The organism is Kosakonia oryzae (assembly GCF_001658025.2).
GTDB classification, from domain to species: Bacteria; Pseudomonadota; Gammaproteobacteria; order Enterobacterales; family Enterobacteriaceae; genus Kosakonia; species Kosakonia oryzae.
This window is the reverse complement of sequence record NZ_CP014007.2, coordinates 2,468,100-2,490,622: the sequence shown is the minus strand read 5'-3', so window position 1 is coordinate 2,490,622 and position 22,523 is coordinate 2,468,100. Positions and strand designations below refer to the sequence as shown.

Below are 22,523 nucleotides of genomic sequence, written 5' to 3'. Positions count from 1 at the left end.
TTTCTCTCATGACCGGACAAAAAAAACCACCTTTTTTATAAGGGTGCTCATGTCAGAGCATCTTTACATTGCAGTCGTATTCCCTTTCACATACGGTATGCCTTTCCGATAAGTAAGGAGCCCTTCCCGTGCTTTACGTTATTTTTGCTGAAGATGTTGCTGACTCGCTTGAGAAACGTTTATCCGTGCGCCCTGCCCACCTGGCGCGACTGCAATTACTGCATGACGAAGGTCGTTTGCTGACGGCTGGCCCGATGCCAGCGGTGGACAGCAATGATCCTGGCGCCGCAGGTTTTACCGGTTCAACGGTGATTGCAGAGTTTGAATCGCTGGAAGGGGCAAAAGCCTGGGCGGATGCCGATCCCTATGTCGCTGCTGGCGTGTACCAGAACGTTATCGTTAAACCGTTCAAGAAGGTTTTTTAAAACTTAAGGCCCGCCAATGATGGCGGGCCCTTCTGGTTACAATGATTAATGAGCAACACTTTTTGAAAAAAGATTAATGGTAACCACACCGGCAATAATCAGCCCCATACCCAGCATTGCCGGAAGATCCAGTTTCTGGCCGTGAACCAACCAGCCAACAATCCCAATCAATACAATCCCGGCGCCAGACCAGATGGCGTAAATAATTCCCGTCGGGATGGTGCGCATCGGAATCGTCAGGCACCAGAACGCGATGCAATAACCCGCAATGCTGATGATACTGGGCAGCAACCGGGTGAAGCTGTCGGATGATTTCAGTGCGGTGGTGGCAATCACTTCAACAACAATGGCGATACCAAGAAAAATAAGCGCTTCTTTATTCATTTTGTCCAACTTATATCCGTTAACGCTTGCTCATGGCCAGGCGGGTGGCAAACAGCAAAAACACCATGCCGGTACTGCGATCCATCCAGCGTATCACTCTCTCTTTACGCAAGAATGACGACAGCGGTCGGGTCGCCGAAATTAATACCGTTGACCAGCAGGAGCCCAACACAACATGAATCATAACCAGGCCAAATGTCCAGGCGATCAGCGGCTGCCCGTGTGGAATAAATTGCGGCAAAAAAGAGACGTAAAAGATACCGACTTTAGGATTCAGCACATTACCCAGCATGCCTTTTATAAACCAGTTTTGCGCTTTGGTTTGCCCTTCATTGCCTGTCGTCAGTGCGCCACGGGGGCGTAGCAGCATATTCAGCCCCAGCCAGCAGAGGTAAGCGGCACCGCAATACTTCAGGATGTTATAAGCGAGTTCAGAAACCGCAATCAGCGCGCCAAGACCGAAGGCGACCATCGCGCCCCAAATCAGGCATCCGGTATTGATACCTAGTGCGGCTTTGAATGCCTGCTTACGCCCTTCGACTGCCGCCGTACGCAGTATCAGCGCGGTATCAAGCCCGGGTGTTAACGTCAGCAGCGTTGCCGCAAAAGTAAATGCAAGAAGACTATCAATAACCGACATGCTGCTTCTCCTGTAGATAAAAGAAAGCCCTAAAACGACCGCGGGCACCTTATCGGTGCCCGGGTATCAAAGATCGTAAATGGCGAACAACAGCACATTACGATGGCGATTTACGCCGCATTTTCTGATGGCGTGGATGCGCATATTGCGGCGTGATTGCGCTTCCAGCCAGCGGGCTTTACGGCGGCTCATCTGCCGAAGCATACGCCAGCGCCCCACTTCCGTTCGACTACGCTTCATTTTTACAACTCTGAACAAAACAGAGAGGCCATTATAGTCCGTCGATTTTCCCAGGCCAGTGCTTTTCCGCGTTTTTATTTGCCAGATTAATGCGGATGCGTAAACTCATGAGATGTGGTTTTTAAAAGGATTTTTATCTATGTCCACTTTTTACACCGTAATGAGTTGGCTGATTGTCTTAGGTTACTGGCTACTGATTGCTGGTGTAACCCTGCGTATTTTAATGAAACGGCGGGCGGTAACGTCGGCGATGGCCTGGCTGTTAATCATCTATATTCTGCCACTGGTCGGAATTATCGCTTACCTTTCGCTGGGCGAATTGCATCTTGGCAAACGCCGCGCCGAACGCGCCCGCGCTATGTGGCCTTCTACCGCCAAATGGCTCAACGATTTAAAAAACTTTAAACACATCTTCGCGCAGGAAAACAGCAGTGTTGCTTCGTCATTATTTAAATTGTGCGAACGGCGCCAGGGCATCGCGGGCGTAAAAGGCAACCAGTTACAACTGCTGACTTCCAGCGATGATGTCATGCAGGCGCTGATCCGCGATATTCAGCTCGCCAGGCACAATATCGAGATGGTGTTCTACATCTGGCAGCCCGGCGGATTGGCCGATCAGGTGGCGGAATCGCTGATGGCCGCGGCGCGGCGCGGCGTGCACTGCCGTCTGTTACTTGACTCTGCGGGTAGCGTGGCATTCTTCCGTAGCCCATGGGCCGCGATGATGCGCAATGCGGGCATTGAGGTGGTCGAGGCGCTGAAAGTGAATCTGATGCGCGTTTTTTTACGCCGTATGGATTTACGCCAGCACCGCAAGATTGTGCTCATCGATAACTATATTGCTTACACTGGCAGTATGAATATGGTAGACCCGCGCTTCTTCAAACAGGACGCTGGCGTCGGCCAGTGGGTCGATTTGATGGCGCGTATGGAAGGCCCGGTTGCCACGGCGATGGGCATCATCTACTCCTGCGACTGGGAGATTGAGACCGGCAAACGCATTCTGCCACCGCCGCCGGATGCCAATATCATGCCGTTTGAAGAAGCCAGCGGGCATACGATTCACACCATTGCCTCGGGTCCGGGATTTCCTGAAGATTTGATTCACCAGGCATTACTGACTGCCGTTTACGCCTCGCGTGAATACTTGATCATGACCACGCCCTATTTCGTACCCAGTGACGACTTGCTGCACGCCATTTGCACGGCGGCGCAGCGCGGCGTCGATGTGAGCATTATTCTGCCGCGCAAAAACGACTCGGTGCTGGTTGGTTGGGCCAGCCGCGCCTTCTTCACTGAGTTGCTGGCGGCCGGGGTGAAGATTTATCAGTTTGAAGGTGGCCTGTTGCACACCAAAAGCGTGCTGGTTGATGGCGAATTGAGCCTTATTGGCACCGTGAATCTCGATATGCGCAGTTTGTGGCTGAATTTTGAGATCACGCTGGTTATTGATGATGCCGGTTTTGGCGGCGATCTGGCGGCGGTGCAGGACGATTACATTTCCCGTTCCCGGCTACTTGATGCGCGTTTGTGGGTAAAACGGCCCTTCTGGCACCGTATTGCTGAACGACTGTTTTACTTCTTTAGTCCGTTGCTGTAAAACGTGCCCAACAGACATGAAGAGGTAAACCATGGAAATGGATCTGAACAACCGCCTGACCGAAGACGAAACCCTCGAACAGGCTTATGACATCTTCCTCGAACTGGCGGCAGACAACCTTGACCCGGCGGACATCATTCTTTTCAACCTGCAATTTGAAGAGCGTGGCGGCGCAGAGTTGTTTGATCCAGGCGAAGATTGGGCGGAGCATGTTGATTACGATTTGAACCCGGATTTCTTCGCTGAAGTGGTAATCGGGCTGGCAGACACCGACGGTGGCGAACTCAATGACATTTTCGCGCGCGTTCTGCTGTGTCGCGAGAAAAATCATAAAATTTGCCATATTCTGTGGCGCGAATAAGCTGCCGTGGAAGTAAAAAGGGCTGACAAATGTCAGCCCTTTTTTTATACATCGCTTATAACGGATCGACTTTCAGGCACGAGACCGCATGGCGGAAACTGCCCTCCAGTACCGGACGCGTCTGCGCGCATTCCGGCCCGGCAATCGGGCAACGGGTGCGGAAGACACAACCTGAAGGCGGGTTAATCGGCGACGGTAAATCCCCTTCCAGCAACTGGATAGTTTTATTCTTTTCCAGATCCGGATCGGGAACCGGCACGGCTGACATCAGCGCTTTGGTGTACGGATGTAGCGGGTTTTGATACACCTCATCGTACGTGCCTAACTCAACGGCGTGCCCAAGGTACATCACCAGAACGCGATCGGAGATATGCTTCACGACGGCCAGGTCATGGGCGATAAAGATCAGTGACAGCCCCATTTCACGTTGCAGTTGTTGCAGCAGGTTCACCACCTGCGCCTGAATCGACACATCCAGTGCAGAGACCGGCTCGTCGCAGATAATCAGCTTGGGTTCAAGGATCAGCGCGCGCGCAATACCAATACGCTGACACTGGCCGCCGGAAAACTCATGCGGGTAACGGTTGATCAGGTTCGGCAACAAACCGACCTTCATCATCATCGTTTTGACGCGATCGCGCACTTCCTGACGCGACATTTTCGGGTGATAGGTGCGCAACGGCTCGGCAATGATTTCCCCGATAGTCATACGCGGGTTCAGCGACGCCAGCGGATCCTGGAAAATCATCTGGATATCGCTGCGCACATCGCGCCACTCTTCCGGTTTCATGCCCAGCAGATCTTTACCCAGCCAGGCGACTTTACCGTCGGTGGCTTTTACCAGCCCGATAATGGCACGCGCAAAGGTCGATTTACCGCAACCGGACTCGCCCACCACGCCAAGGGTTTCACCTTCGTACAGACGCAGGGTAACGCCATCGACCGCTTTCAGGGTCTTAGCCGGTTGCCAGAACCACTGTTTGCCGTCTTTAATATCGAAATGCACCTTCAGATCGGCGATTTCCAGCAGCACTTTTCTCTCTTCGGTCATCGCGTTCATACCAGTTCCTCCACCGACTTAAAGCAGGCGCGCAGGCGGCCTGGGGCAAACTGCTCCAGCGGAGGAGCACTGTTACAGATTTCCATCGCGTGCGGACAGCGCGGCTGGAACGGACAGCCTTTCGGCAGACGCAGTAAGTTCGGCGGGTTGCCCGGAATGGTCAACAGCGCTTCACCTTCCGCATCCAGACGCGGCACAGCGCTTAGCAGACCGATGGAATAAGGATGAGACGGCTGGTAGAACACATCGCGCGCGTTGCCATATTCCATGGTGCGTCCGGCATACATCACCAGCACTTTATCGCAAATTCCGGCCACTACGCCGAGATCGTGAGTGATCATGATAATCGCGGTGTTGAATTCACGTTTCAGTTCATTCAGCAAGGTCATGATCTGCGCCTGTACGGTCACATCCAGCGCGGTGGTCGGCTCGTCGGCAATCAGCAGTTTCGGCCGACACAGCAACGCCATCGCGATCATCACACGCTGACGCATACCACCAGAAAATTCATGCGGATACATGCGCATGCGCTTACGCGCTTCCGGCATTTTCACCGCATCAAGCATTTTTACGGATTCTTCAAATGCTTCCGCTTTGCCTATGCCTTTGTGCAACATCAGGACTTCCATTAACTGCTCGCCAACCCTCATATACGGGTTCAGCGAGGTCATTGGGTCCTGGAAAATCATCGAGATCTGCTCGGCGCGCAGTTTGTTCAGCGCCTGTTCCGGCAAATTGAGGATCTCTTTACCGTTAAACGTCGCCGAACCGCCAATGCGGCCGTTGGCCGCCAGTAGCCCCATCAGCGCAAATGCAGTTTGCGATTTGCCGGAGCCGGACTCACCAACGATACCCAGCGTTTCCCCGGCTCGTAGCGAGAAATTGAGATCGTTGACCGCCGTAACATCGCCATCCGGCGTCTGGAAGGTGACCCGTAAATCTTTGACATCCAGCAGAAGGTCCGATTGCTGCCGCGTCGTGGACGCTAATGAGGTTTCAGTAATGCTCATGACAGCACTCCTTAACGATCTTTCGGGTCGAGGGCATCACGCAGGCCATCGCCGATAAAGTTAAAACAGAACAGGGTGACAACGAGGAAACCCGCCGGGAACAGCAGCAACCACGGAGACACTTCCATCGAGTTGGCGCCATCGCTTAACAGCGCGCCCCAGCTGCTCAGTGGTTCCTGCGTACCCAGCCCCAGGAAGCTGAGGAAGGATTCGAACAGGATCATGCTCGGCACCAGCAGCGACGCGTACACCACTACCACGCCCAGCACGTTCGGTACGATGTGACGCACCACGATATTCGCCGTGGAAACACCGCCAACCTGTGCCGCTTCGATAAACTCTTTACGCTTAAGGCTTAAAGTCTGGCCGCGAACGATACGCGCCATATCCAGCCAGGAGACCATGCCGATCGCCACAAAAATGAGCAGAATATTTTGCCCAAAGAAGGTCACCAGCAGGATAACGAAGAACATAAACGGGAAGGAATTGAGGATTTCCAGCAGACGCATCATGACGGAATCTGTCTTGCCGCCGAGGTAGCCGGAAAGCGATCCGTACAGCGTACCGACCACGACCGCCACCAGCGCCGCCGCAATACCGACCATCAGCGAGATACGTCCGCCGATCGCCACGCGAACCAGCAGATCGCGCCCGGAGGAGTCGGTACCAAAATAGTGACCGGACTCCATATCCGGCTGGCTCGACATCATGCCCCAGTCGGTATCGAAATAGGTAAATTGTGAAACCATTGGTGCCAGCGTCACAAACAGTGCAATCAGCAACAGCACAACCAGGCTGGCAACCGCCGCACGGTTATGCATAAAGCGGCGACGCGCATCCTGCCACAGACTACGTCCTTCGACTTCGAGTTTCTCACTGAAGTTTTCCAGCGCCTCGCTGTTTTTCTTACTTAACATCATGGCGAACTCCAGTGTTAATAACGGATCTTCGGATCGATGACGGCATACAGCACATCAACGATCGCGTTAAAGATAATGGTCAGCGCCCCGACAAGGATGGTCAGGCTCAGCACCAGCGAATAGTCACGGTTCAGCGCGCCGTTCACAAACAGCTGGCCGATACCCGGCAGGCCATAAATGGTCTCGATAACCATTGAACCGGTAATAATGCCGACAAACGCAGGCCCCATATAAGAGAGTACCGGCAGCAGCGCAGGTTTCAGCGCGTGGCGGAAGATAATGCGGCGCATCGGCAGCCCTTTCGCCCGCGCGGTACGGATAAAGTTTGAGTGTAATACCTCAATCATTGAACCGCGCGTAATACGGGCGATGCTGGCGATATAGGCCAGAGAGAGCGCAACCATCGGCAGGATCATGAATTTCAGCGCGCCGCCATTCCAGCCACCGGCGGGCAGCCATTTCAATATAATGGCGAAGATCATCACTAATAATGGTGCGACAACAAAACTGGGGATCACTACCCCGGTCATTGCCAGCCCCATCACCGTGTAGTCCCACTTCGTGTTCTGGTTTAACGCCGCAACAACGCCTGCGGTAACGCCAAAGACAATCGCAAGAATAAAGGCTGCCGCCCCTAATTTCGCTGAAACCGGGAAGCTGGCCGCAACCAGATCGTTTACGGTGTAGTCTTTGTATTTAAATGACGGTCCGAAATCGAAATGCGCCAACTGTTTCAGATAGCTGAAATATTGCGTAGTGATCGGATCGTTTAAATGGTATTTCGCCTCAATATTCGCCATCACTTCCGGCGCAAGCGCACGTTCACCGGTAAAAGGACTACCCGGCGCGAGACGCATCATAAAGAACGAAATCGTGATAAGGATGAAAAGCGTTGGGATCGCTTCTAGACAGCGACGTAGGATAAATTTCAACATTGCCCGTACCTTCTGGCCTGTGCCTTTTACACATTCGCTTCCAGACTGCCATTAGCCGTCCGTGCATGATGTGTATTCTGTTGCGTAAAAAATAAGACACTGTGGGGCAGGTTGCCCTGCCCCACTCATTGCCATTAATGCTTGATAATATACAAGTTTTTAACGTAGATATTATCCATCGGGTCTTTACCGGTGTAGCCGCCAACCCAGGTTTTCACCAGACGGGCGTTCACGTAGTAGTAAACCGGAACGATCGCCGAGTCTTTATCCAACTGCTGTTCAGCTTTGGAGTAAAGCTCCGTACGCTGCGCTTCGTCAGTAACTTTCAGCGTGTCGGCAATCAGCTTGTCAAACGCCGGGCTCTTATAGTGCGCGGTGTTGTTAGAGCTGTCGGACAGCATGGTATTCAGGAAAGAAGTCGGCTCGTTGTAGTCCGCACACCAGCCCGCACGTGCCACATCAAAGGTGCCCTGATGACGCGTGTCGAGGAAGGTTTTCCACTCCTGGTTTTCCAGCGTTACGTTAGCGCCCAGGTTTTTCTTCCAGATGGAAGCCACGGCGATCGCCAGTTTTTTATGCAGGTCAGACGTGTTGTACAGCAGGCTGAAGGAGAGCGGTTTATCCGCAGTATAACCGGCTTCGGCCAGCAGTTTTTTCGCTTCGGCGTTACGCTGTTCTTGAGTCATTTTGAACCAGGCCGGTTCAGTCAGTTTTGCACCATCGGTATACGGCGGCGTGTAGCTGTATGCCGGCAGATCGCCCTGGTTTTTCACTTTATTAACGATGATGTCGCGATCCAGCGCCAGTTTCAGAGCGGTACGAACACGAACGTCAGTGAATGGCGGTTTTTGGTTGTTGATTTCGTAGTAATAAGTACACAGGTACGGATCGACGTGCACTTCTTTAGGAATCTCTTTTTTCAGCTTCTGGAACAGTTCAATCGGCATGTTGTTGTAAGTCATGTCGATTTCGCCGCTGCGATAGCGGTTAACGTCTGTCACTTCAGAAGAGATCGGCAGGTAGGTAACCTGGTTGATAACCGTTTTAGCGTTATCCCAATAGTTGGTGTTACGCTCAAGAACGATACGTTCGTTGACCACCCAGTCTTTCAGTTTGTATGCACCGTTGGTGACAATGTTGGCTGGTTGAGTCCATTTTTCACCGTATTTCTCAATAGCGGCTTTAGGCACAGCAGAAACTGACGGGTGAACCAGCAGTTTGTAGAAATAAGGAACCGGCTCGCTAAGCGTCACTTCAAAGGTATTGTCATCAATAGCTTTTACGCCGAGATCGGTGACAGGTTTTTTACCGGCGATAACATCGTCGATGTTAGCGATATGACCGTATTGCAGGTAGCTCGCATACGGAGAAGCCGTTTTCGGATCCGCCAGACGCTGCCAGCTGTAGACGAAATCGTGCGCCGTTACCGGCGTACCGTCGGACCATTTTGCGTTTTTGCGCAGATGGAAGGTCCAGACTTTAAAATCTTTGTTTTCCCACTTCTCTGCAACACCGGCGGTCGGGTGGCCTTCAACATCAGAGATCAGCAGACCTTCGAACAGATCGCGGCTGACGTTGGATTCAGGAACCCCTTCAATTTTGTGCGGGTCGAGAGATTGCACTTCAGAACCGTTATTACGGACCAGCGTCTGATTATCCGCCAGTTGAACACCTGCCGGAACGTCGGCAGCCATTGCCGCGTTGCCGGTAATTAGCGCAGCCAGAACTCCTGCTGCTACCAGACTTTTCTTTGTGATGATGGACATTGTGTTGATACTCCACTCATTATAATTACTGACGTTGACGTCAGCGTGTTTCATCCCCTGTGGGGGTCTGAAGAGCGCAGGAGCTTTTTGGCGCTATCAGACATCTTTTTTTACTGCTGCTATCACCGACTTTTTTATTACGGATCGCTCAAACGGCAATCTTACGTCGATTCGGTAAACCGCCCCCCCTGTCGAGGCAGCTCTGATTCTGGCGATGGTCGTTATATGAAAACGATTCTCATCTATATTGTTTATCTTGCAAATTATAAGGAGCTAAATATAAGGGCGGAAAATATCAAATGCCTCACACCGCCGCCAATACAATTTGCAAATTTGTTAACCATTTCTCTTTTGCGACACAGCGTTATCTATGAAGCGCTGCGTTCACAGCCTCCCTTTGAGTTTTTTATCTCTTTAAATCAAGAAGATAAGGAAGCATTACCACCATGTAATGCTTTTTAGCAGATGCCGTATTTTTTTGCACAAATAATCAACAATTGACTACTTTTTAGCACATTCATCTGCAGGAAGTCTGAAAGTACTAATATCATTTCGATTATGTCACGGCAAGCCCAATAGTATGGTGTGACAGAAATAACAGCGTCAATTGTGCGAAATACGCACAGGATAGATTCACATTACTTATAATTCACTGATTGGGAACAGATTTTCTGATAAGTGTAAATTATTATATTTCGCGCCGCTTTGCGCATTCTTCATATCTTTTACTAATTTTTGGCTTTTCCAGGCGGGTCCGTAGCGGCTGAATTTACCTGTTATATAAAGGAAGAGATAACAAGCTCAGCCGTACGTAATAAAAAGGTGAATCAGTTCAGCAGACCGGGGAACAAGGATCTTATGCCGCCGACAATAAACTCAATGCCCAATGCCATCAATAATAACCCCATAATACGCGTGATAACGTTGATGCCGGTTTGCCCCAGTAAGCGCACTAACCATGGCGCGATGCGGAACAGCCCCCACGAGCAGAAAGCAAATAACGCAATGGCCACGGTAAAACCAATTAAATGTACCAGGTTGTGATAGCGCGTCCCCCACACAATCGTGGAGCTGATGGCACCAGGCCCCGCCATTAAAGGTAATGCCAGCGGCACTACGCCGATGCTTTCGCGAATCGCGGTTTCTGACTTCTCTTGTTTATTCTGTTTATCTTCCCCGAGCTTGCCGCTGATCATCGACATGGCAATAGTGACAACCAGAATGCCGCCGGCAATGCGGAACGAATCAATCGAGATGCCGAATAGCTGCAAAATGCCATTACCGAGAAATAAAGAAGTCCAGAGGATAATTGCCACTGAGACGTTTGCAGTAAGGTTGGTTTTATTTCGCGCACCAACCATCTGATAACTGGTCATGCTGATAAAAACCGGAATGATGCCGACCGGGTTCACCAGCGCAAAAAGACCAATAAAAAATTTAAAATAAAGAGGTAAATCTATCAATGTTTGCACCGCTGTAAGCTCCGTAATGTCACCCTATATCAACTATATCGGCGTGGCAGGAAAATCCATGCAGAAGATACGCGTTTTCGTGCCGCTGTTCATTAAGATTTGCAGAAAAATCATGCAATACAGCGCGTTACACAGTTGTTGTAATTGTGATAATCTTACGGCGCGCCTGGCCAAATGCCATTAACATTTGATACAAACGCCCAAAAACGGCCTGCTGAAAGGTGTCAGCTTCGCTGAAACTTGACATAGATCACGCATTACTTACTCAGAAGTGGGTAATCTTGAATCCACGAAAAGAGAGCAAAATCGTCAATAAATGCGACTTTTCTGTTAAGGCTCTTTCAGTAAACCAGTAGTATTGGGTTGGCGTTAAGTCTTTGTTTTTCTGAACCTTATGCAACCTGCAGCCGGCCTGTCTATAATTTCACCCTGGACAGCTGGTTTACTAAAAGAGTTTAACATTATCAGGAGAGCATTATGGCTGTTACTAATGTCGCTGAACTTAACGCGCTCGTTGAACGAGTGAAAAAAGCCCAGCGTGAATATGCCAACTTTACTCAAGAGCAAGTAGATAAAATCTTCCGTGCCGCCGCCCTGGCAGCCGCAGATGCTCGAATCCCTCTCGCTAAAATGGCCGTTGCCGAATCTGGTATGGGTATCGTTGAAGATAAAGTGATTAAAAACCACTTCGCTTCTGAGTATATCTACAACGCCTATAAAGATGAGAAAACCTGTGGTGTGCTGTCTGAAGATGATACCTTCGGCACCATCACCATTGCGGAACCTATCGGCATCATCTGTGGTATCGTTCCAACCACTAACCCAACCTCTACTGCTATCTTCAAATCGCTAATTAGCCTGAAGACCCGTAACGCAATTATCTTCTCTCCACATCCGCGCGCTAAAGATGCTACTAACAAAGCCGCAGACATCGTTCTGCAAGCTGCGATTGCCGCTGGCGCGCCGAAAGATTTGATCGGCTGGATTGACCAACCGTCTGTTGAATTATCCAACGCACTGATGCACCACCCTGACATTAACCTGATTCTGGCCACCGGTGGCCCGGGTATGGTTAAAGCGGCGTACAGTTCCGGTAAACCAGCAATTGGTGTAGGCGCTGGTAACACCCCGGTTGTGATCGACGAAACTGCCGATATCAAACGTGCCGTCGCATCCGTACTGATGTCCAAAACCTTCGATAACGGCGTGATCTGCGCATCTGAACAATCTGTCGTTGTTGTCGATTCTGTGTATGACGCCGTTCGCGAACGTTTCGCCAGCCACGGCGGCTACATGTTGCAGGGTAAAGAACTGAAAGCCGTTCAGGATATTATCCTGAAAAATGGCGCGCTGAACGCCGCTATCGTTGGCCAGCCAGCCTATAAAATTGCTGAGCTTGCCGGCTTCACCGTTCCGGCTACAACCAAGATCCTGATTGGTGAAGTGAAAGTGGTTGATGAAAGTGAACCATTTGCACATGAAAAACTCTCCCCGACGCTGGCAATGTACCGTGCGAAAGACTTTGAAGACGCGGTAGAAAAAGCTGAGAAACTGGTCGCCATGGGCGGTATCGGTCATACTTCCTGCCTGTATACCGACCAGGATAACCAGCCGGATCGTGTCGCCTTCTTCGGTCAGAAGATGAAAACCGCACGTATCCTGATCAACACCCCGGCATCACAGGGTGGTATCGGTGACCTGTATAACTTTAAACTCGCGCCTTCCCTGACTCTGGGTTGTGGTTCCTGGGGTGGTAACTCCATCTCCGAAAACGTTGGTCCGAAACACCTGATCAACAAGAAAACCGTTGCTAAGCGAGCTGAAAACATGTTGTGGCATAAACTTCCGAAATCTATCTACTTCCGCCGTGGCTCACTGCCAATTGCGCTGGATGAAGTGATTACTGATGGTCACAAACGCGCGCTTATCGTGACCGACCGTTTCCTCTTCAACAATGGCTATGCAGACCAGATCACCTCTGTGCTGAAAGCGGCTGGCGTGGAAACTGAAGTGTTCTTCGAAGTTGAAGCTGACCCGACGCTGACCATCGTGCGTAAAGGTGCGGAACTGGCGAACTCCTTCAAACCGGACATCATCATCGCGCTTGGTGGTGGTTCCCCGATGGATGCCGCTAAAATCATGTGGGTTATGTACGAACATCCGGAAACCCATTTCGAAGAGCTGGCGCTGCGCTTTATGGACATCCGTAAACGTATCTACAAGTTCCCGAAAATGGGCGTGAAAGCGAAAATGGTCGCTATCACCACTACTTCCGGTACCGGTTCTGAAGTGACGCCGTTTGCCGTCGTGACCGATGATGCAACCGGTCAGAAATACCCGCTGGCAGATTATGCACTGACCCCGGATATGGCCATTGTCGACGCCAACCTCGTAATGGAAATGCCGAAATCACTGTGTGCTTTCGGTGGCCTGGACGCGGTGACGCACGCACTGGAAGCTTATGTTTCTGTACTGGCTTCTGAATTCTCCGATGGTCAGGCGCTGCAAGCCCTGAAACTGTTGAAAGAAAATCTGCCAGCGTCTTACAACGAAGGTTCTAAAAACCCGGTAGCACGTGAACGCGTTCACAGTGCAGCGACCATCGCCGGTATCGCGTTTGCAAACGCCTTCCTCGGCGTGTGTCACTCCATGGCGCACAAACTGGGCTCACAGTTCCACATTCCGCACGGTCTGGCTAACGCCCTGCTGATCTGTAACGTTATCCGCTACAACGCGAATGACAACCCGACCAAACAGACGGCTTTCAGCCAGTACGATCGTCCGCAGGCGCGTCGTCGCTATGCTGAGATCGCCGATCATCTGGGCCTGAGCGCTCCAGGCGACCGTACCGCAGCGAAAATTGAAAAACTGCTGGCATGGCTGGAAAGCCTGAAAGCTGAACTGGGCATTCCGAAATCTATCCGTGAAGCTGGCGTGCAGGAAGCGGACTTCCTTGCGAACGTGGATAAACTGTCTGAAGATGCATTTGATGACCAGTGCACTGGCGCTAACCCGCGTTACCCACTGATCTCCGAACTGAAACAAATCCTGCTGGATACGTTCTATGGTCGTGAGTTCAAAGAAAGTGACACGGCATCAGCGAAAGTTGAAGTGGTAGTACCGGCTGTAAAAGCAGATAAAAAAGCGAAGAAAACCGCTTAATTATCTCAGTTAATAAAAAACCCGCTTCGGCGGGTTTTTTTATATCTGACATTAAACTCAACAATCGGACGTTGTTCCGCGTACGCGTTGCTGTATCGCCGTTAACGAACCCTCAGCAAGGGCTTCCTTATAGTGTTTACGGCATACGGAGACATAGCGCTCATTGCCGCCTATTACTACCTGCTCCCCTTCATTGTAGGGACGTCCGGCCTGATCCAGGCGCAGTACCATGCTGGCTTTACGTCCGCAGAAACAGATGGTTTTCAGTTCGACCAGTTTGTCTGACCACGCGAGTAAATATTGGCTTCCCACGAACAGCTCGCCGCGAAAATCAGTACGCAGCCCATAGCACAGTACCGGGATATCCAGTTGATCAACAACTTCAGACAATGCATAGACCTGTTCACGCGTTAAAAACTGGCTCTCATCCACCAGCACGCAATGTACCGCTTCACGCGCATGTTCAGCTTTTATCTCTTCGAATAATGCAGTGTGTTGATTAAACAAACGCGCAGGTGATGATAAGCCAATACGCGAACTTACCTTCCCTGCTCCGAAGCGATCGTCAATTTCAGCGGTGTAGACTACCGAACGCATGCCGCGTTCCTGATAATTGTACGAAGACTGTAGTAACGCTGTCGATTTCCCTGCATTCATTGCTGAATAGTAGAAATAAAGCTGTGCCATTGCGTGCAAAACCCCAATCAAAGTGTGATATTCCGACAACGATTGTACCATATTTTATCTGGCTAACCCTGAGCCAGCGCTGATCCTGAGTAAATCGGGTCTGGTTATGGACTCATAGATATAAGGCAAGTTTATGCAGTGGTTTGTTACTGCCAAAGAAACAACAATTAGAAACCGGGTCGTATACATACTATTTGTAATCAGAACAATCTGAGCTTATGGTTCGGAAATTATTAATAATTTAGAAGAAAAACCCCATCTGATGTCGTAATACATAAGGCTGTTATTTATCCATTGTGCCTATAACCCTTTCTGGATTAATCGAAAGCAGCCGCAATCCTGACGATGAAGTTTGTCGTCGGTATAAGCGCTGTTTTGTGCGATTCTTCAAGCTAAATTTAAGTTAGCGATATTTAAAAATCATCGAAATAAATGGGTATTTTGAATTCCTTACATTCTCAGCTATTGCACTGGTCAAATTAACGCTCTATTATTAGCCCAACAAACCACCCCAATATAAGTTTGAGATTACTACAATGAGCGAAGCACTTAAAATTCTGAACAACATCCGTACTCTTCGTGCGCAGGCAAGAGAATGCACTCTGGAAACGCTCGAAGAAATGCTGGAAAAATTAGAAGTTGTGGTAAATGAACGCCGCGAGGAAGAAAGCGCCGCCGCAGCTGAAGTTGAAGAACGTACGCGTAAACTGCAACAATACCGTGACATGCTGATGGCTGACGGTATTGACCCGAATGAATTGCTGAATAGTCTTTCTGCTGCTAAATCCGGCACAAAAGCTAAACGCGCAGCACGTCCGGCTAAATATAGCTACGTTGATGAAAACGGCGAAACTAAAACGTGGACTGGCCAGGGTCGCACTCCTGCTGTTATCAAAAAAGCAATGGACGAACAAGGCAAACAGCTCGACGATTTCCTGATCACCGAGTAATCTCGCCTGCTTCAAAAAAATCCCGCCACCGGCGGGATTTTTTTTGATGAACCACACAATATCTTCACAAATATAGTGTAGCGCCAACCCCGCTCAGACTTACTGCTTGCCTTTTGTTTAAATTCTCAACATCACATTATTCTTTTTGTGCGCTTTGTTCTTACGAGAAGAAGTTAACGGATGTTTCACCTGGAAACACAAAAATAAAAAGGCCGGAGATAATCAGCGCATTGCACTATTGTCTCCGGCCTTATTTGGGCATCAGGAAGAAGATTATGCTTTTCCGGTGCCTACAGTATCTTCCAGCCAGGTTTTAAATTCGGCACCAAGAGAATTGTGACGAAGACCGTATTCTACGAACGCCTGCATATATCCCAGCTTATTACCACAATCGTGGCTCTTGCCTTTCATATGATAAGCTTCAACCGTTTCTTTTTCGATTAACATATCAATCGCATCGGTAAGCTGAATCTCATCACCCGCTCCCGGAGGCGTTTTCGCCAGCAACGGCCAAATTTGCTCACTCAGCACATAACGGCCTACCACGGCCAGATTGGACGGCGCAACGTCGGCTTTCGGTTTTTCTACCACGCCAACCATCGGCACGCTGTCGCCTGGATTTAACGTGGCGCCTTTACAGTCAACGACACCATAGGCGGTCACATCAGCAACCGGCTCAACCATAATCTGGCTGGCACCCGTTTCGTCAAAGCGTTTAATCATTTCAGCCAGGTTATCCTGGGACAGATCGGATTCATATTCATCCAGAATAACGTCCGGAAGAATTACCGCGACTGGCTCATTACCAACCACCGGATGCGCACACAGCACTGCGTGTCCCAATCCTTTCGCCAGCCCCTGACGAACCTGCATAATAGTGACATGTGGCGGGCAAATGGACTGAACTTCTTCCAGAAGCTGACGTTTAACACGTTTTTCCAGCATCGCTTCCAGTTCAAAACTGGTATCGAAATGGTTTTCAATAGAGTTTTTGGAGGAATGTGTGACCAGAACGATTTCCGTAATACCTGCAGCGATACATTCATTAACGACATACTGAATTAATGGCTTATCCACCAGCGGTAACATTTCTTTAGGAATTGCCTTGGTCGCTGGTAACATCCTGGTTCCCAATCCCGCTACCGGGATTACTGCTTTAGTCACTTTCGAATTTATTGCAGCCATTGAAATCTCCTGGACTGTTCAAACTATGAACATGTTCATGAATTAACTCGCGCCTGAGTATATCAGTACCCACCCATCAACCAGGTCTGAAAAGGACGCGCTTACATCTAATTAGGACAAATACGCATATTCTGCGGCGATAGTACCACCCGTTTAATCCGACGGGTAAATGTATCTGCAATGGATGATGCGATCGCTCATTCCGCGCTCAACATCAAGCGCAGCCGCCCCCCAGCGCCCCACACCTGACATTGCCAGGAGTCGCAGCGCTGGCTCAACTGATTAAGATAAGTATTACCCAATGTGCCAAGCGGAACACCGTTGCTAATTTGAATATGGTGATCGCCGGTATTTAACGAGGCATTAAGCCCGGCTGAAACTAATATCAGGTTTTTAAGATCGCTGTGGTAATAGCCCACCAGTAGCGGAAATTGTCCCGGCAAATTCGCCTGGCGCAAAAGCTGATTCACCTGTTTAAGTAACGCTCCCATTTCAGGCAAACGCTGACGCTGACGCTGATGCGATAGCTGTTCTTGCAGCAGGCCGTTAAATAACGCCCGCAATAATAGTGCAGCCAGTACGCCGTTATTCCCCGCGCGGGTAACATCCAGGCAGTAAAAGGCGAGATCCTGCGAAGAAATAGGCGCAATATCCAGAACCAGCCCTGGATTTTCCGCCGAAACTAACTGGCGATAATTTACCCGGCACCCGGAAAGTACCTGCTGTACCGGCGGCTGAAGTTCCTGCAACAAATTGGCCGCCGCCTGCGGATTACCTACCAGCGCGTCCCAGTCCTGGAACAGGCGTTCCTCTTCTTCGACGCGCGAGTTAAACATGTTGGGATAAATACAGGCAAAGATAGTTTCTTTCAGGCGGTTGAAATCTTTCACCGGTTTTAGCACCACGTCCTGCACGCCAAGACGCAACGCTTTAGCGATGTCAGCCATATTTTCTGTTGCGGAGATCACCAGCACCGGAGTCTGATCGCCCTGATTACGCAACGATTCGATCAGCATCAGACCATTCATGCGCGGCATCGCAAGATCGCAAATCATCAAATCAGGCTTACTTGTCGTCATCAACTCCAGCGCGTCCACGCCATCACCAGCAAGCAGCGTCGTCGCACCTAATGACAGGAGCCATGAATCCAGCAGCGAGCGGAAAACGGGCTCGTCCTCAACGATCAGTATTTGTTTTCCGGTTAACGGCTGCGTCATCTTTTCTCCCCTGCCTGACGATAGACTAATAGTGGCATGCTTCGCCAGGAATCGCCTGTCAGAATTTGCTGAACTCTTGTAAAAATAGTCACACTGATGTCCGCGCCAGAGGCATCAATTCATCGATTTTCTTTTCAACCGCCAGCTGACCAGCAGCAATGGCAGCGTCCGCACGGTGAAAGTCTAGCGTCGATATTTGCGGGCAAACAGGCTGTAGCAAAATATCAGGGGGATCGCCTGCCATACGGTTGCGCTTAAGCCGGTTCTCCAGCACCTGAATCGAGGTACTCATGATCTCCATCGCGGTTGGCGCTACCGGACGTTTGGGCGTAATGCGGCCCAGCCGCGCGCGCAGACGTTTATGCCACGCTAATGTCTCTCCGACGGCGCTTTCTGTTTCGTTTTGCGTGAGATTTAATGACATAAGATCCTGTTGCATCAAATGCGCATCATGCTGTAAATCGACAGCAATCACGACATCCGCACCTAACGCACGGGTCAATGAAATGGGAACCGGGTTAACTACCGCGCCATCAACCAGCCAGTAACCATTGTGCGCAACCGGCGACATAAGGCCAGGCATACTACAGGAAGCGCGTACTGCATGATGCATATTGCCGCTGGTGAACCAGAGTTCACGCCCGGTACTCAGGTTGGTCGCCACTGCGCCAAATCGCTTTTCGCACTGGCTAAATTCAGTAAACGGTAAAATCTGGCGATATTGATTGAACACGCGTTCTCCACGGAGCAAACCACCGCGCTGCCATGAGACATCCATCAACCGCAGCACATCCCAGTAGCTAAAGGCGCGCACCCACGATTCCAGCGCCGACAGGCGCCCACAGGAATACGCCGCACCTACCAGAGATCCAATGGAACACCCTGCCACAATATCGATCTCAATGCCGGCACGCTCCAGGGCATTAATTACACCAATATGCGACCAGCCCCGGGCTGCGCCTGAACCGAGCGCCAGACCTATTTTTACCGTTCTCATTACGCTTGTTTCACTTCCCCCGGCTTACTGTAGCCACAACGCTGCGGCTCAGTTAACATATTGCTACCCTGGCGCAAACGCGCCGCTTTTATTGTTCCTGGAATGCTATTTTGTCTCAATCTTGCCCATGCGGTAGCGCTCTCGATTATAGCCTATGTTGTCAGCCTTATCTGTCTGGTACGCAGGTTGCGCCGGATCCCTCACGCCTGATGCGCTCGCGTTACACCGCTTTTGTTCTCCATCAGGCCGAATACCTGATCAAAACCTGGCATCCCTCTTGCGAAGCTCATGCGTTCCGCCAGCAAATTGAAGCCGGATTTGCCGATACATACTGGCTGGGTCTGACGGTATTTGAGCATGCTGATGGCGCTAATGCCAACGAAGGCTATGTCAGTTTTGTGGCGCGCTTTCAGGAAAAGGGTAAGAACGGCGCGATAATCGAACGTTCCCGATTCTTAAAGGAGAACGGCCAGTGGTATTATATCGACGGTACGCGTCCTCAGTTTGGCCGTAACGATCCCTGCCCTTGTGGGTCAGGTAAAAAATTTAAAAAGTGCTGCGGGCAATAAGCCGGGCATCACCTCATAGCAAACATCATCAACAGGATTTACCCGGCAATGCATTCATTACAACGTAAAATTTTGCGCACCATTTGCCCTGACCAAAAAGGCCTTATCGCGCGGATCACTAACATTTGTTATAAGCACGAACTGAACATTGTGCAGAACAATGAGTTTGTGGATCACCGCACCGGACGCTTTTTTATGCGTACCGAGCTGGAAGGTATTTTTAACGACGCCACGCTGTTGGCCGATCTTGATAGCGCGCTGCCGGAAGGCTCCATTCGCGAGCTGAACCCTGCCGGTCGTCGCCGCGTGGTTATTCTGGTGACAAAAGAGGCGCATTGCCTCGGCGATCTGCTAATGAAAGCCAACTATGGTGGGCTGGATGTGGAGATTGCCGCCGTTATCGGTAACCATGATACGCTGCGTTCTCTGGTAGAGCGCTTCGACATTCCGTTCGAACTGGTAAGCCATGAAGGGTTGACCCGCGAAGCGCACGATGCACTGATGGTGCAGGCGATTGAAGCCCATCAACCCGATTATGTAGTGCTGGCAAAATACATGCGAGTGTTGACTCCGGAGTTTGTTTCCCGCTTCCCGAATAAGATCATCAATATTCACCACTCGTTCCTGCCTGCCTTTATCGGCGCCCGTCCTTATCATCAGGCGTATGAGCGCGGTGTGAAGATCATCGGCGCAACTGCGCACTATGTGAATGACAATCTGGACGAAGGCCCAATCATTATGCAGGACGTCATTCATGTGGATCACACCTATACAGCAGAAGATATGATGCGCGCCGGTCGTGACGTCGAGAAAAATGTTCTGAGCCGTGCGCTGTATCAGGTGCTGGCGCAACGGGTATTTGTATACGGTAACCGGACGATTATTCTTTAATCATTAATAAAATGAATTGCCTGCGTTTGCACCATTACGTGCAAAAAGCAGGCAACCGATTCAATTTTGGTATTTCAGCGCTTTACAGCGACGCGTCATTTGATATGATGCGCCGCGCTTCCCGAGATGGAAGCGGGCCAGTATCAAACTAGCTTTACCCCGTGGTGGGGTTCCCGAGCGGCCAAAGGGAGCAGACTGTAAATCTGCCGTCATCGACTTCGAAGGTTCGAATCCTTCCCCCACCACCATCTACTGCACATGCATCACAATAAGTATTACCCCTGGTGGGGTTCCCGAGCGGCCAAAGGGAGCAGACTGTAAATCTGCCGTCATCGACTTCGAAGGTTCGAATCCTTCCCCCACCACCATCTTCAAAAACACTTTCCCAGCTCCCAGCTTTTATCCAGCTCAATACCCACATATTTTTCCGATCGGGGAAGGACGAGAACCTTCGATTAAGGTTCGACTCGAGCAACGCGAGAGCGCGTTGCCGCAGGCAACGACCCGCAGGGTGAGGCGCTTTAGCGCCGAATCATCCTTCCCCCACCACCATCTCCAAAAACACTTTCCCTGCTTTTATCCAGCTCAATATCTGCATATTTTGCCGATGGTTAGATTGGTGGTAACCGCCGTTTAACCGGTGAACTCTTCACTATCGACGTATTACATTGCGCATACTCGGAAATCGTGTCGAGCAGTGCATCCAGTTGCTCGATGGAGTGCACAACCAGCCGCATAACGAAACAGTCTTCTCCGGTGACCTTGTCATTTTCTATACACTCGGGCAACGCCTGAATCAGCTTATCCACTTTCTGCAGCATCCCGGGCAATGGCCTGACCCGTACCAGCGCCTGTATGCGATAATCCAGCGCCGCGAGATTTACCCGAGCGCCATATCCCTCTATTACGCCCCGCTCCTCCAGCCGTTTAACCCGTTCCGCCGTGCTGGGTGAAGTGAGCCCTACGCGTGCGCTAAGCACTTTTAACGACTGGCGCGCATCTTCCGCTAGTGAGGCGAGAATGGCACGGTCGATGTCATCAATAATGTATTCCATAATTTTCACCTAATTTATAAAGGCATTAACAATATCTTACCTTATATCCTCTCTGTAAAGCTGGCCGCTGTTTTTCGACAATAAGCGCATCAACTTCAGGAGGTCATCGATGAAAACTATTCCAGAGGGTGCCTGGCAAATGAGCCTGGCGATGCTGATTTCCGGATCGATTGGCGCATTTGTCCTGCTCAGCGGGATGGCGGTGATTGATGTGGTTTTCTGGCGCTGCCTGATAGGTGCATTTACCCTTTTTCTGTTTATCCGCTTTAGCAAACAACCGCTGCGCCGCATCCCCCGCACAATCTTACTTCTGGCCATTGCCGGGGGAGTTGCACTGGTCATTAACTGGTTGCTGCTGTTCGCCGCTTACAGCCGTATTTCAATGGGGCTGGCGACGGTGGTCTACAACACGCAACCCTTTATGCTGGTGCTGATGAGTATGCTGCTCGGCGAACGTGTCACGCTGACAAAATGGGGCTGGTTGCTGCTGGCCTTTTCCGGCGTCGTACTGTTGCTACTTAGCGAACTACGCCATCCGAATGCGCAATGGCTTAGTGGAATGGCGATGGCGTTAGGCGCCGCATTTTTCTATGCCCTGACGGCAATGATTGCCCGCCATTTGCGTCAGTTACCGGCGCAACATATTGCTCTGATTCAGGTGCTGACCGGCGTAGTGATGCTGCTGCCGCTGGCGCATATTTCAGCCCCTGCCCAGCCTTTTTCGTGGGCCATGGTATTGACGCTGGGGATTCTGCATACCGGCGTAATGTATCAACTGCTTTATAGCGCGATACAGAAATTACCCACGCCGTTAATTGGCTCCCTGTCGTTTATTTATCCTCTGGTTGCGATTGTTATTGATAACCTGCTGTTTGGCCATTCGCTCAGTCTCGTGCAAATGGCAGGTGGCGTGCTTATTCTGCTGGCGGCTGCAGGCAATAATCTCGGCTGGGGTGAGCGTCGAAATGCCCCGGCAACACTCACCTCACGGTAATAA

General features: G+C 50.6%; 23 protein-coding genes, 2 tRNA genes and 1 other RNA gene. 12 read left to right on the top strand and 14 right to left on the bottom strand.

The window, feature by feature from the left end:
- The first annotated feature begins 128 nt into the window (after positions 1-128).
- Positions 129-425 carry a YciI family protein gene (locus AWR26_RS11905; protein ID WP_064566041.1) on the top strand — a complete coding sequence of 99 codons (297 nt, stop codon included), beginning with the start codon at positions 129-131 and terminating at the stop codon, positions 423-425.
- Positions 426-470: 45 nt separating this feature from the next.
- On the opposite strand, the gene AWR26_RS11900 is transcribed toward AWR26_RS11905, so the two are convergent.
- From AWR26_RS11900 to AWR26_RS11890, 3 genes are all read right to left on the bottom strand, one after another.
- A complete protein-coding gene (locus tag AWR26_RS11900) occupies positions 471-809 on the bottom strand; it encodes an SMR family transporter (protein WP_043953473.1) in 339 nt (112 codons plus the stop codon).
- A gap of 19 nt (positions 810-828) precedes the next feature.
- Entirely contained in the window at positions 829-1,449 is a 621-nt protein-coding gene (locus AWR26_RS11895; protein ID WP_064566039.1) for a LysE family translocator, read from the bottom strand.
- 66 nt (positions 1,450-1,515) lie between these two features.
- Positions 1,516-1,689: a YciY family protein gene (locus AWR26_RS11890; RefSeq protein ID WP_017457170.1), complete on the bottom strand. Its 174-nt coding sequence runs from the start codon at positions 1,687-1,689 to the stop codon at positions 1,516-1,518.
- A gap of 139 nt (positions 1,690-1,828) precedes the next feature.
- On the opposite strand from AWR26_RS11890, the gene cls reads away from it, so the two are divergent.
- Both cls and AWR26_RS11880 read left to right on the top strand, forming a co-directional pair.
- Entirely contained in the window at positions 1,829-3,289 is a 1,461-nt protein-coding gene (cls, locus tag AWR26_RS11885) for a cardiolipin synthase (protein WP_043953471.1), read from the top strand.
- Between the two features lie 31 nt (positions 3,290-3,320).
- Complete coding sequence (locus AWR26_RS11880; protein ID WP_064566037.1) at positions 3,321-3,650, top strand: HI1450 family dsDNA-mimic protein; 330 nt, start codon at positions 3,321-3,323, stop codon at positions 3,648-3,650.
- A 55-nt stretch (positions 3,651-3,705) separates the two neighbouring features.
- Here the strand turns inward: AWR26_RS11880 and oppF are convergent, their stop codons facing one another.
- The 5 genes from oppF to oppA form a co-directional block, all read right to left on the bottom strand.
- On the bottom strand, positions 3,706-4,710 hold the full coding sequence (gene oppF / locus AWR26_RS11875; RefSeq protein WP_007371901.1) for a murein tripeptide/oligopeptide ABC transporter ATP-binding protein OppF: 1,005 nt from the start codon (positions 4,708-4,710) through the stop codon (positions 3,706-3,708).
- A complete protein-coding gene (gene oppD / locus AWR26_RS11870; protein WP_064566035.1) occupies positions 4,707-5,720 on the bottom strand; it encodes an ABC transporter ATP-binding protein in 1,014 nt (337 codons plus the stop codon). Before oppD ends, oppF begins: the two co-directional genes overlap by 4 nt.
- A gap of 11 nt (positions 5,721-5,731) precedes the next feature.
- Positions 5,732-6,640 carry an oligopeptide ABC transporter permease OppC gene (oppC, locus tag AWR26_RS11865; protein WP_007371899.1) on the bottom strand — a complete coding sequence of 303 codons (909 nt, stop codon included), beginning with the start codon at positions 6,638-6,640 and terminating at the stop codon, positions 5,732-5,734.
- Positions 6,641-6,654: 14 nt separating this feature from the next.
- Positions 6,655-7,575 (bottom strand): oligopeptide ABC transporter permease OppB, encoded by a 921-nt coding sequence (gene oppB / locus AWR26_RS11860; protein ID WP_007371898.1) that lies wholly within the window; start codon positions 7,573-7,575, stop codon positions 6,655-6,657.
- 134 nt (positions 7,576-7,709) lie between these two features.
- Positions 7,710-9,341 (bottom strand): oligopeptide ABC transporter substrate-binding protein OppA, encoded by a 1,632-nt coding sequence (gene oppA, locus AWR26_RS11855; RefSeq protein WP_064566033.1) that lies wholly within the window; start codon positions 9,339-9,341, stop codon positions 7,710-7,712.
- A gap of 225 nt (positions 9,342-9,566) precedes the next feature.
- On the opposite strand from oppA, the gene AWR26_RS11850 reads away from it, so the two are divergent.
- On the top strand, positions 9,567-9,803 hold the full coding sequence (locus tag AWR26_RS11850; protein ID WP_139227893.1) for a hypothetical protein: 237 nt from the start codon (positions 9,567-9,569) through the stop codon (positions 9,801-9,803).
- 365 nt (positions 9,804-10,168) lie between these two features.
- Here the strand turns inward: AWR26_RS11850 and AWR26_RS11845 are convergent, their stop codons facing one another.
- Positions 10,169-10,813: a YchE family NAAT transporter gene (locus AWR26_RS11845; protein ID WP_007371895.1), complete on the bottom strand. Its 645-nt coding sequence runs from the start codon at positions 10,811-10,813 to the stop codon at positions 10,169-10,171.
- A gap of 477 nt (positions 10,814-11,290) precedes the next feature.
- On the opposite strand from AWR26_RS11845, the gene adhE reads away from it, so the two are divergent.
- Positions 11,291-13,975: a bifunctional acetaldehyde-CoA/alcohol dehydrogenase gene (gene adhE, locus AWR26_RS11840; protein WP_064566031.1), complete on the top strand. Its 2,685-nt coding sequence runs from the start codon at positions 11,291-11,293 to the stop codon at positions 13,973-13,975.
- Between the two features lie 57 nt (positions 13,976-14,032).
- Here the strand turns inward: adhE and tdk are convergent, their stop codons facing one another.
- Positions 14,033-14,662, bottom strand: coding sequence for a thymidine kinase (tdk, locus tag AWR26_RS11835; RefSeq protein WP_035885504.1), 630 nt, complete (start codon positions 14,660-14,662; stop codon positions 14,033-14,035).
- 536 nt (positions 14,663-15,198) lie between these two features.
- Between tdk and hns the strand changes: the two genes are divergently transcribed.
- The gene (gene hns, locus AWR26_RS11830) at positions 15,199-15,612 is read left to right on the top strand and encodes a histone-like nucleoid-structuring protein H-NS (protein WP_064566029.1); all 414 of its coding nucleotides are present in this window, start codon (positions 15,199-15,201) and stop codon (positions 15,610-15,612) included.
- A gap of 273 nt (positions 15,613-15,885) precedes the next feature.
- Here hns and galU read toward each other — a convergent pair whose 3' ends face one another.
- The 3 genes from galU to rssA form a co-directional block, all read right to left on the bottom strand.
- Positions 15,886-16,797: a UTP--glucose-1-phosphate uridylyltransferase GalU gene (gene galU / locus AWR26_RS11825; RefSeq protein ID WP_064566027.1), complete on the bottom strand. Its 912-nt coding sequence runs from the start codon at positions 16,795-16,797 to the stop codon at positions 15,886-15,888.
- A 197-nt stretch (positions 16,798-16,994) separates the two neighbouring features.
- Entirely contained in the window at positions 16,995-18,014 is a 1,020-nt protein-coding gene (rssB, locus tag AWR26_RS11820; protein ID WP_064566025.1) for a two-component system response regulator RssB, read from the bottom strand.
- A gap of 88 nt (positions 18,015-18,102) precedes the next feature.
- Positions 18,103-19,011 (bottom strand): patatin-like phospholipase RssA, encoded by a 909-nt coding sequence (rssA, locus tag AWR26_RS11815; protein WP_064566023.1) that lies wholly within the window; start codon positions 19,009-19,011, stop codon positions 18,103-18,105.
- Between the two features lie 110 nt (positions 19,012-19,121).
- On the opposite strand from rssA, the gene AWR26_RS11810 reads away from it, so the two are divergent.
- From AWR26_RS11810 to AWR26_RS11790, 5 genes are all read left to right on the top strand, one after another.
- Positions 19,122-19,580, top strand: coding sequence for a YchJ family protein (locus AWR26_RS11810; RefSeq protein WP_071892687.1), 459 nt, complete (start codon positions 19,122-19,124; stop codon positions 19,578-19,580).
- A 48-nt stretch (positions 19,581-19,628) separates the two neighbouring features.
- A complete protein-coding gene (gene purU / locus AWR26_RS11805; RefSeq protein ID WP_007371883.1) occupies positions 19,629-20,471 on the top strand; it encodes a formyltetrahydrofolate deformylase in 843 nt (280 codons plus the stop codon).
- 163 nt (positions 20,472-20,634) lie between these two features.
- Positions 20,635-20,719, top strand: a tRNA-Tyr gene (locus AWR26_RS11800).
- Between the two features lie 35 nt (positions 20,720-20,754).
- Positions 20,755-20,839 (top strand) — tRNA-Tyr (locus AWR26_RS11795).
- Positions 20,840-20,891: 52 nt separating this feature from the next.
- Positions 20,892-21,023: non-coding RNA, RtT sRNA (locus AWR26_RS11790), on the top strand.
- 59 nt (positions 21,024-21,082) lie between these two features.
- Here AWR26_RS11790 and AWR26_RS11785 read toward each other — a convergent pair.
- Entirely contained in the window at positions 21,083-21,526 is a 444-nt protein-coding gene (locus AWR26_RS11785; RefSeq protein WP_064569001.1) for an Lrp/AsnC family transcriptional regulator, read from the bottom strand.
- Between the two features lie 109 nt (positions 21,527-21,635).
- On the opposite strand from AWR26_RS11785, the gene AWR26_RS11780 reads away from it, so the two are divergent.
- A complete protein-coding gene (locus AWR26_RS11780; RefSeq protein WP_064566021.1) occupies positions 21,636-22,520 on the top strand; it encodes a DMT family transporter in 885 nt (294 codons plus the stop codon).
- Positions 22,521-22,523 lie beyond the last annotated feature (3 nt).

Excerpts from the sequence above, each read along its gene's own strand:
- AWR26_RS11900 (WP_043953473.1), bottom strand. The coding sequence starts at position 809 with ATGAATAAAGAAGCGCTTATTTTTCTTGGTATCGCCATTGTTGTTGAA.
- AWR26_RS11895 (WP_064566039.1), bottom strand. The coding sequence starts at position 1,449 with ATGTCGGTTATTGATAGTCTTCTTGCATTTACTTTTGCGGCAACGCTG.
- AWR26_RS11890 (WP_017457170.1), bottom strand. The coding sequence starts at position 1,689 with ATGAAGCGTAGTCGAACGGAAGTGGGGCGCTGGCGTATGCTTCGGCAG.
- cls (WP_043953471.1), top strand. The coding sequence starts at position 1,829 with ATGTCCACTTTTTACACCGTAATGAGTTGGCTGATTGTCTTAGGTTAC.
- AWR26_RS11880 (WP_064566037.1), top strand. The coding sequence starts at position 3,321 with ATGGAAATGGATCTGAACAACCGCCTGACCGAAGACGAAACCCTCGAA.
- oppF (WP_007371901.1), bottom strand. The coding sequence starts at position 4,710 with ATGAACGCGATGACCGAAGAGAGAAAAGTGCTGCTGGAAATCGCCGAT.
- oppD (WP_064566035.1), bottom strand. The coding sequence starts at position 5,720 with ATGAGCATTACTGAAACCTCATTAGCGTCCACGACGCGGCAGCAATCG.
- oppC (WP_007371899.1), bottom strand. The coding sequence starts at position 6,640 with ATGATGTTAAGTAAGAAAAACAGCGAGGCGCTGGAAAACTTCAGTGAG.
- oppB (WP_007371898.1), bottom strand. The coding sequence starts at position 7,575 with ATGTTGAAATTTATCCTACGTCGCTGTCTAGAAGCGATCCCAACGCTT.
- oppA (WP_064566033.1), bottom strand. The coding sequence starts at position 9,341 with ATGTCCATCATCACAAAGAAAAGTCTGGTAGCAGCAGGAGTTCTGGCT.
- AWR26_RS11850 (WP_139227893.1), top strand. The coding sequence starts at position 9,567 with ATGAAAACGATTCTCATCTATATTGTTTATCTTGCAAATTATAAGGAG.
- adhE (WP_064566031.1), top strand. The coding sequence starts at position 11,291 with ATGGCTGTTACTAATGTCGCTGAACTTAACGCGCTCGTTGAACGAGTG.
- tdk (WP_035885504.1), bottom strand. The coding sequence starts at position 14,662 with ATGGCACAGCTTTATTTCTACTATTCAGCAATGAATGCAGGGAAATCG.
- hns (WP_064566029.1), top strand. The coding sequence starts at position 15,199 with ATGAGCGAAGCACTTAAAATTCTGAACAACATCCGTACTCTTCGTGCG.
- galU (WP_064566027.1), bottom strand. The coding sequence starts at position 16,797 with ATGGCTGCAATAAATTCGAAAGTGACTAAAGCAGTAATCCCGGTAGCG.
- rssB (WP_064566025.1), bottom strand. The coding sequence starts at position 18,014 with ATGACGCAGCCGTTAACCGGAAAACAAATACTGATCGTTGAGGACGAG.
- rssA (WP_064566023.1), bottom strand. The coding sequence starts at position 19,011 with ATGAGAACGGTAAAAATAGGTCTGGCGCTCGGTTCAGGCGCAGCCCGG.
- purU (WP_007371883.1), top strand. The coding sequence starts at position 19,629 with ATGCATTCATTACAACGTAAAATTTTGCGCACCATTTGCCCTGACCAA.
- AWR26_RS11785 (WP_064569001.1), bottom strand. The coding sequence starts at position 21,526 with ATGGAATACATTATTGATGACATCGACCGTGCCATTCTCGCCTCACTA.
- AWR26_RS11780 (WP_064566021.1), top strand. The coding sequence starts at position 21,636 with ATGAAAACTATTCCAGAGGGTGCCTGGCAAATGAGCCTGGCGATGCTG.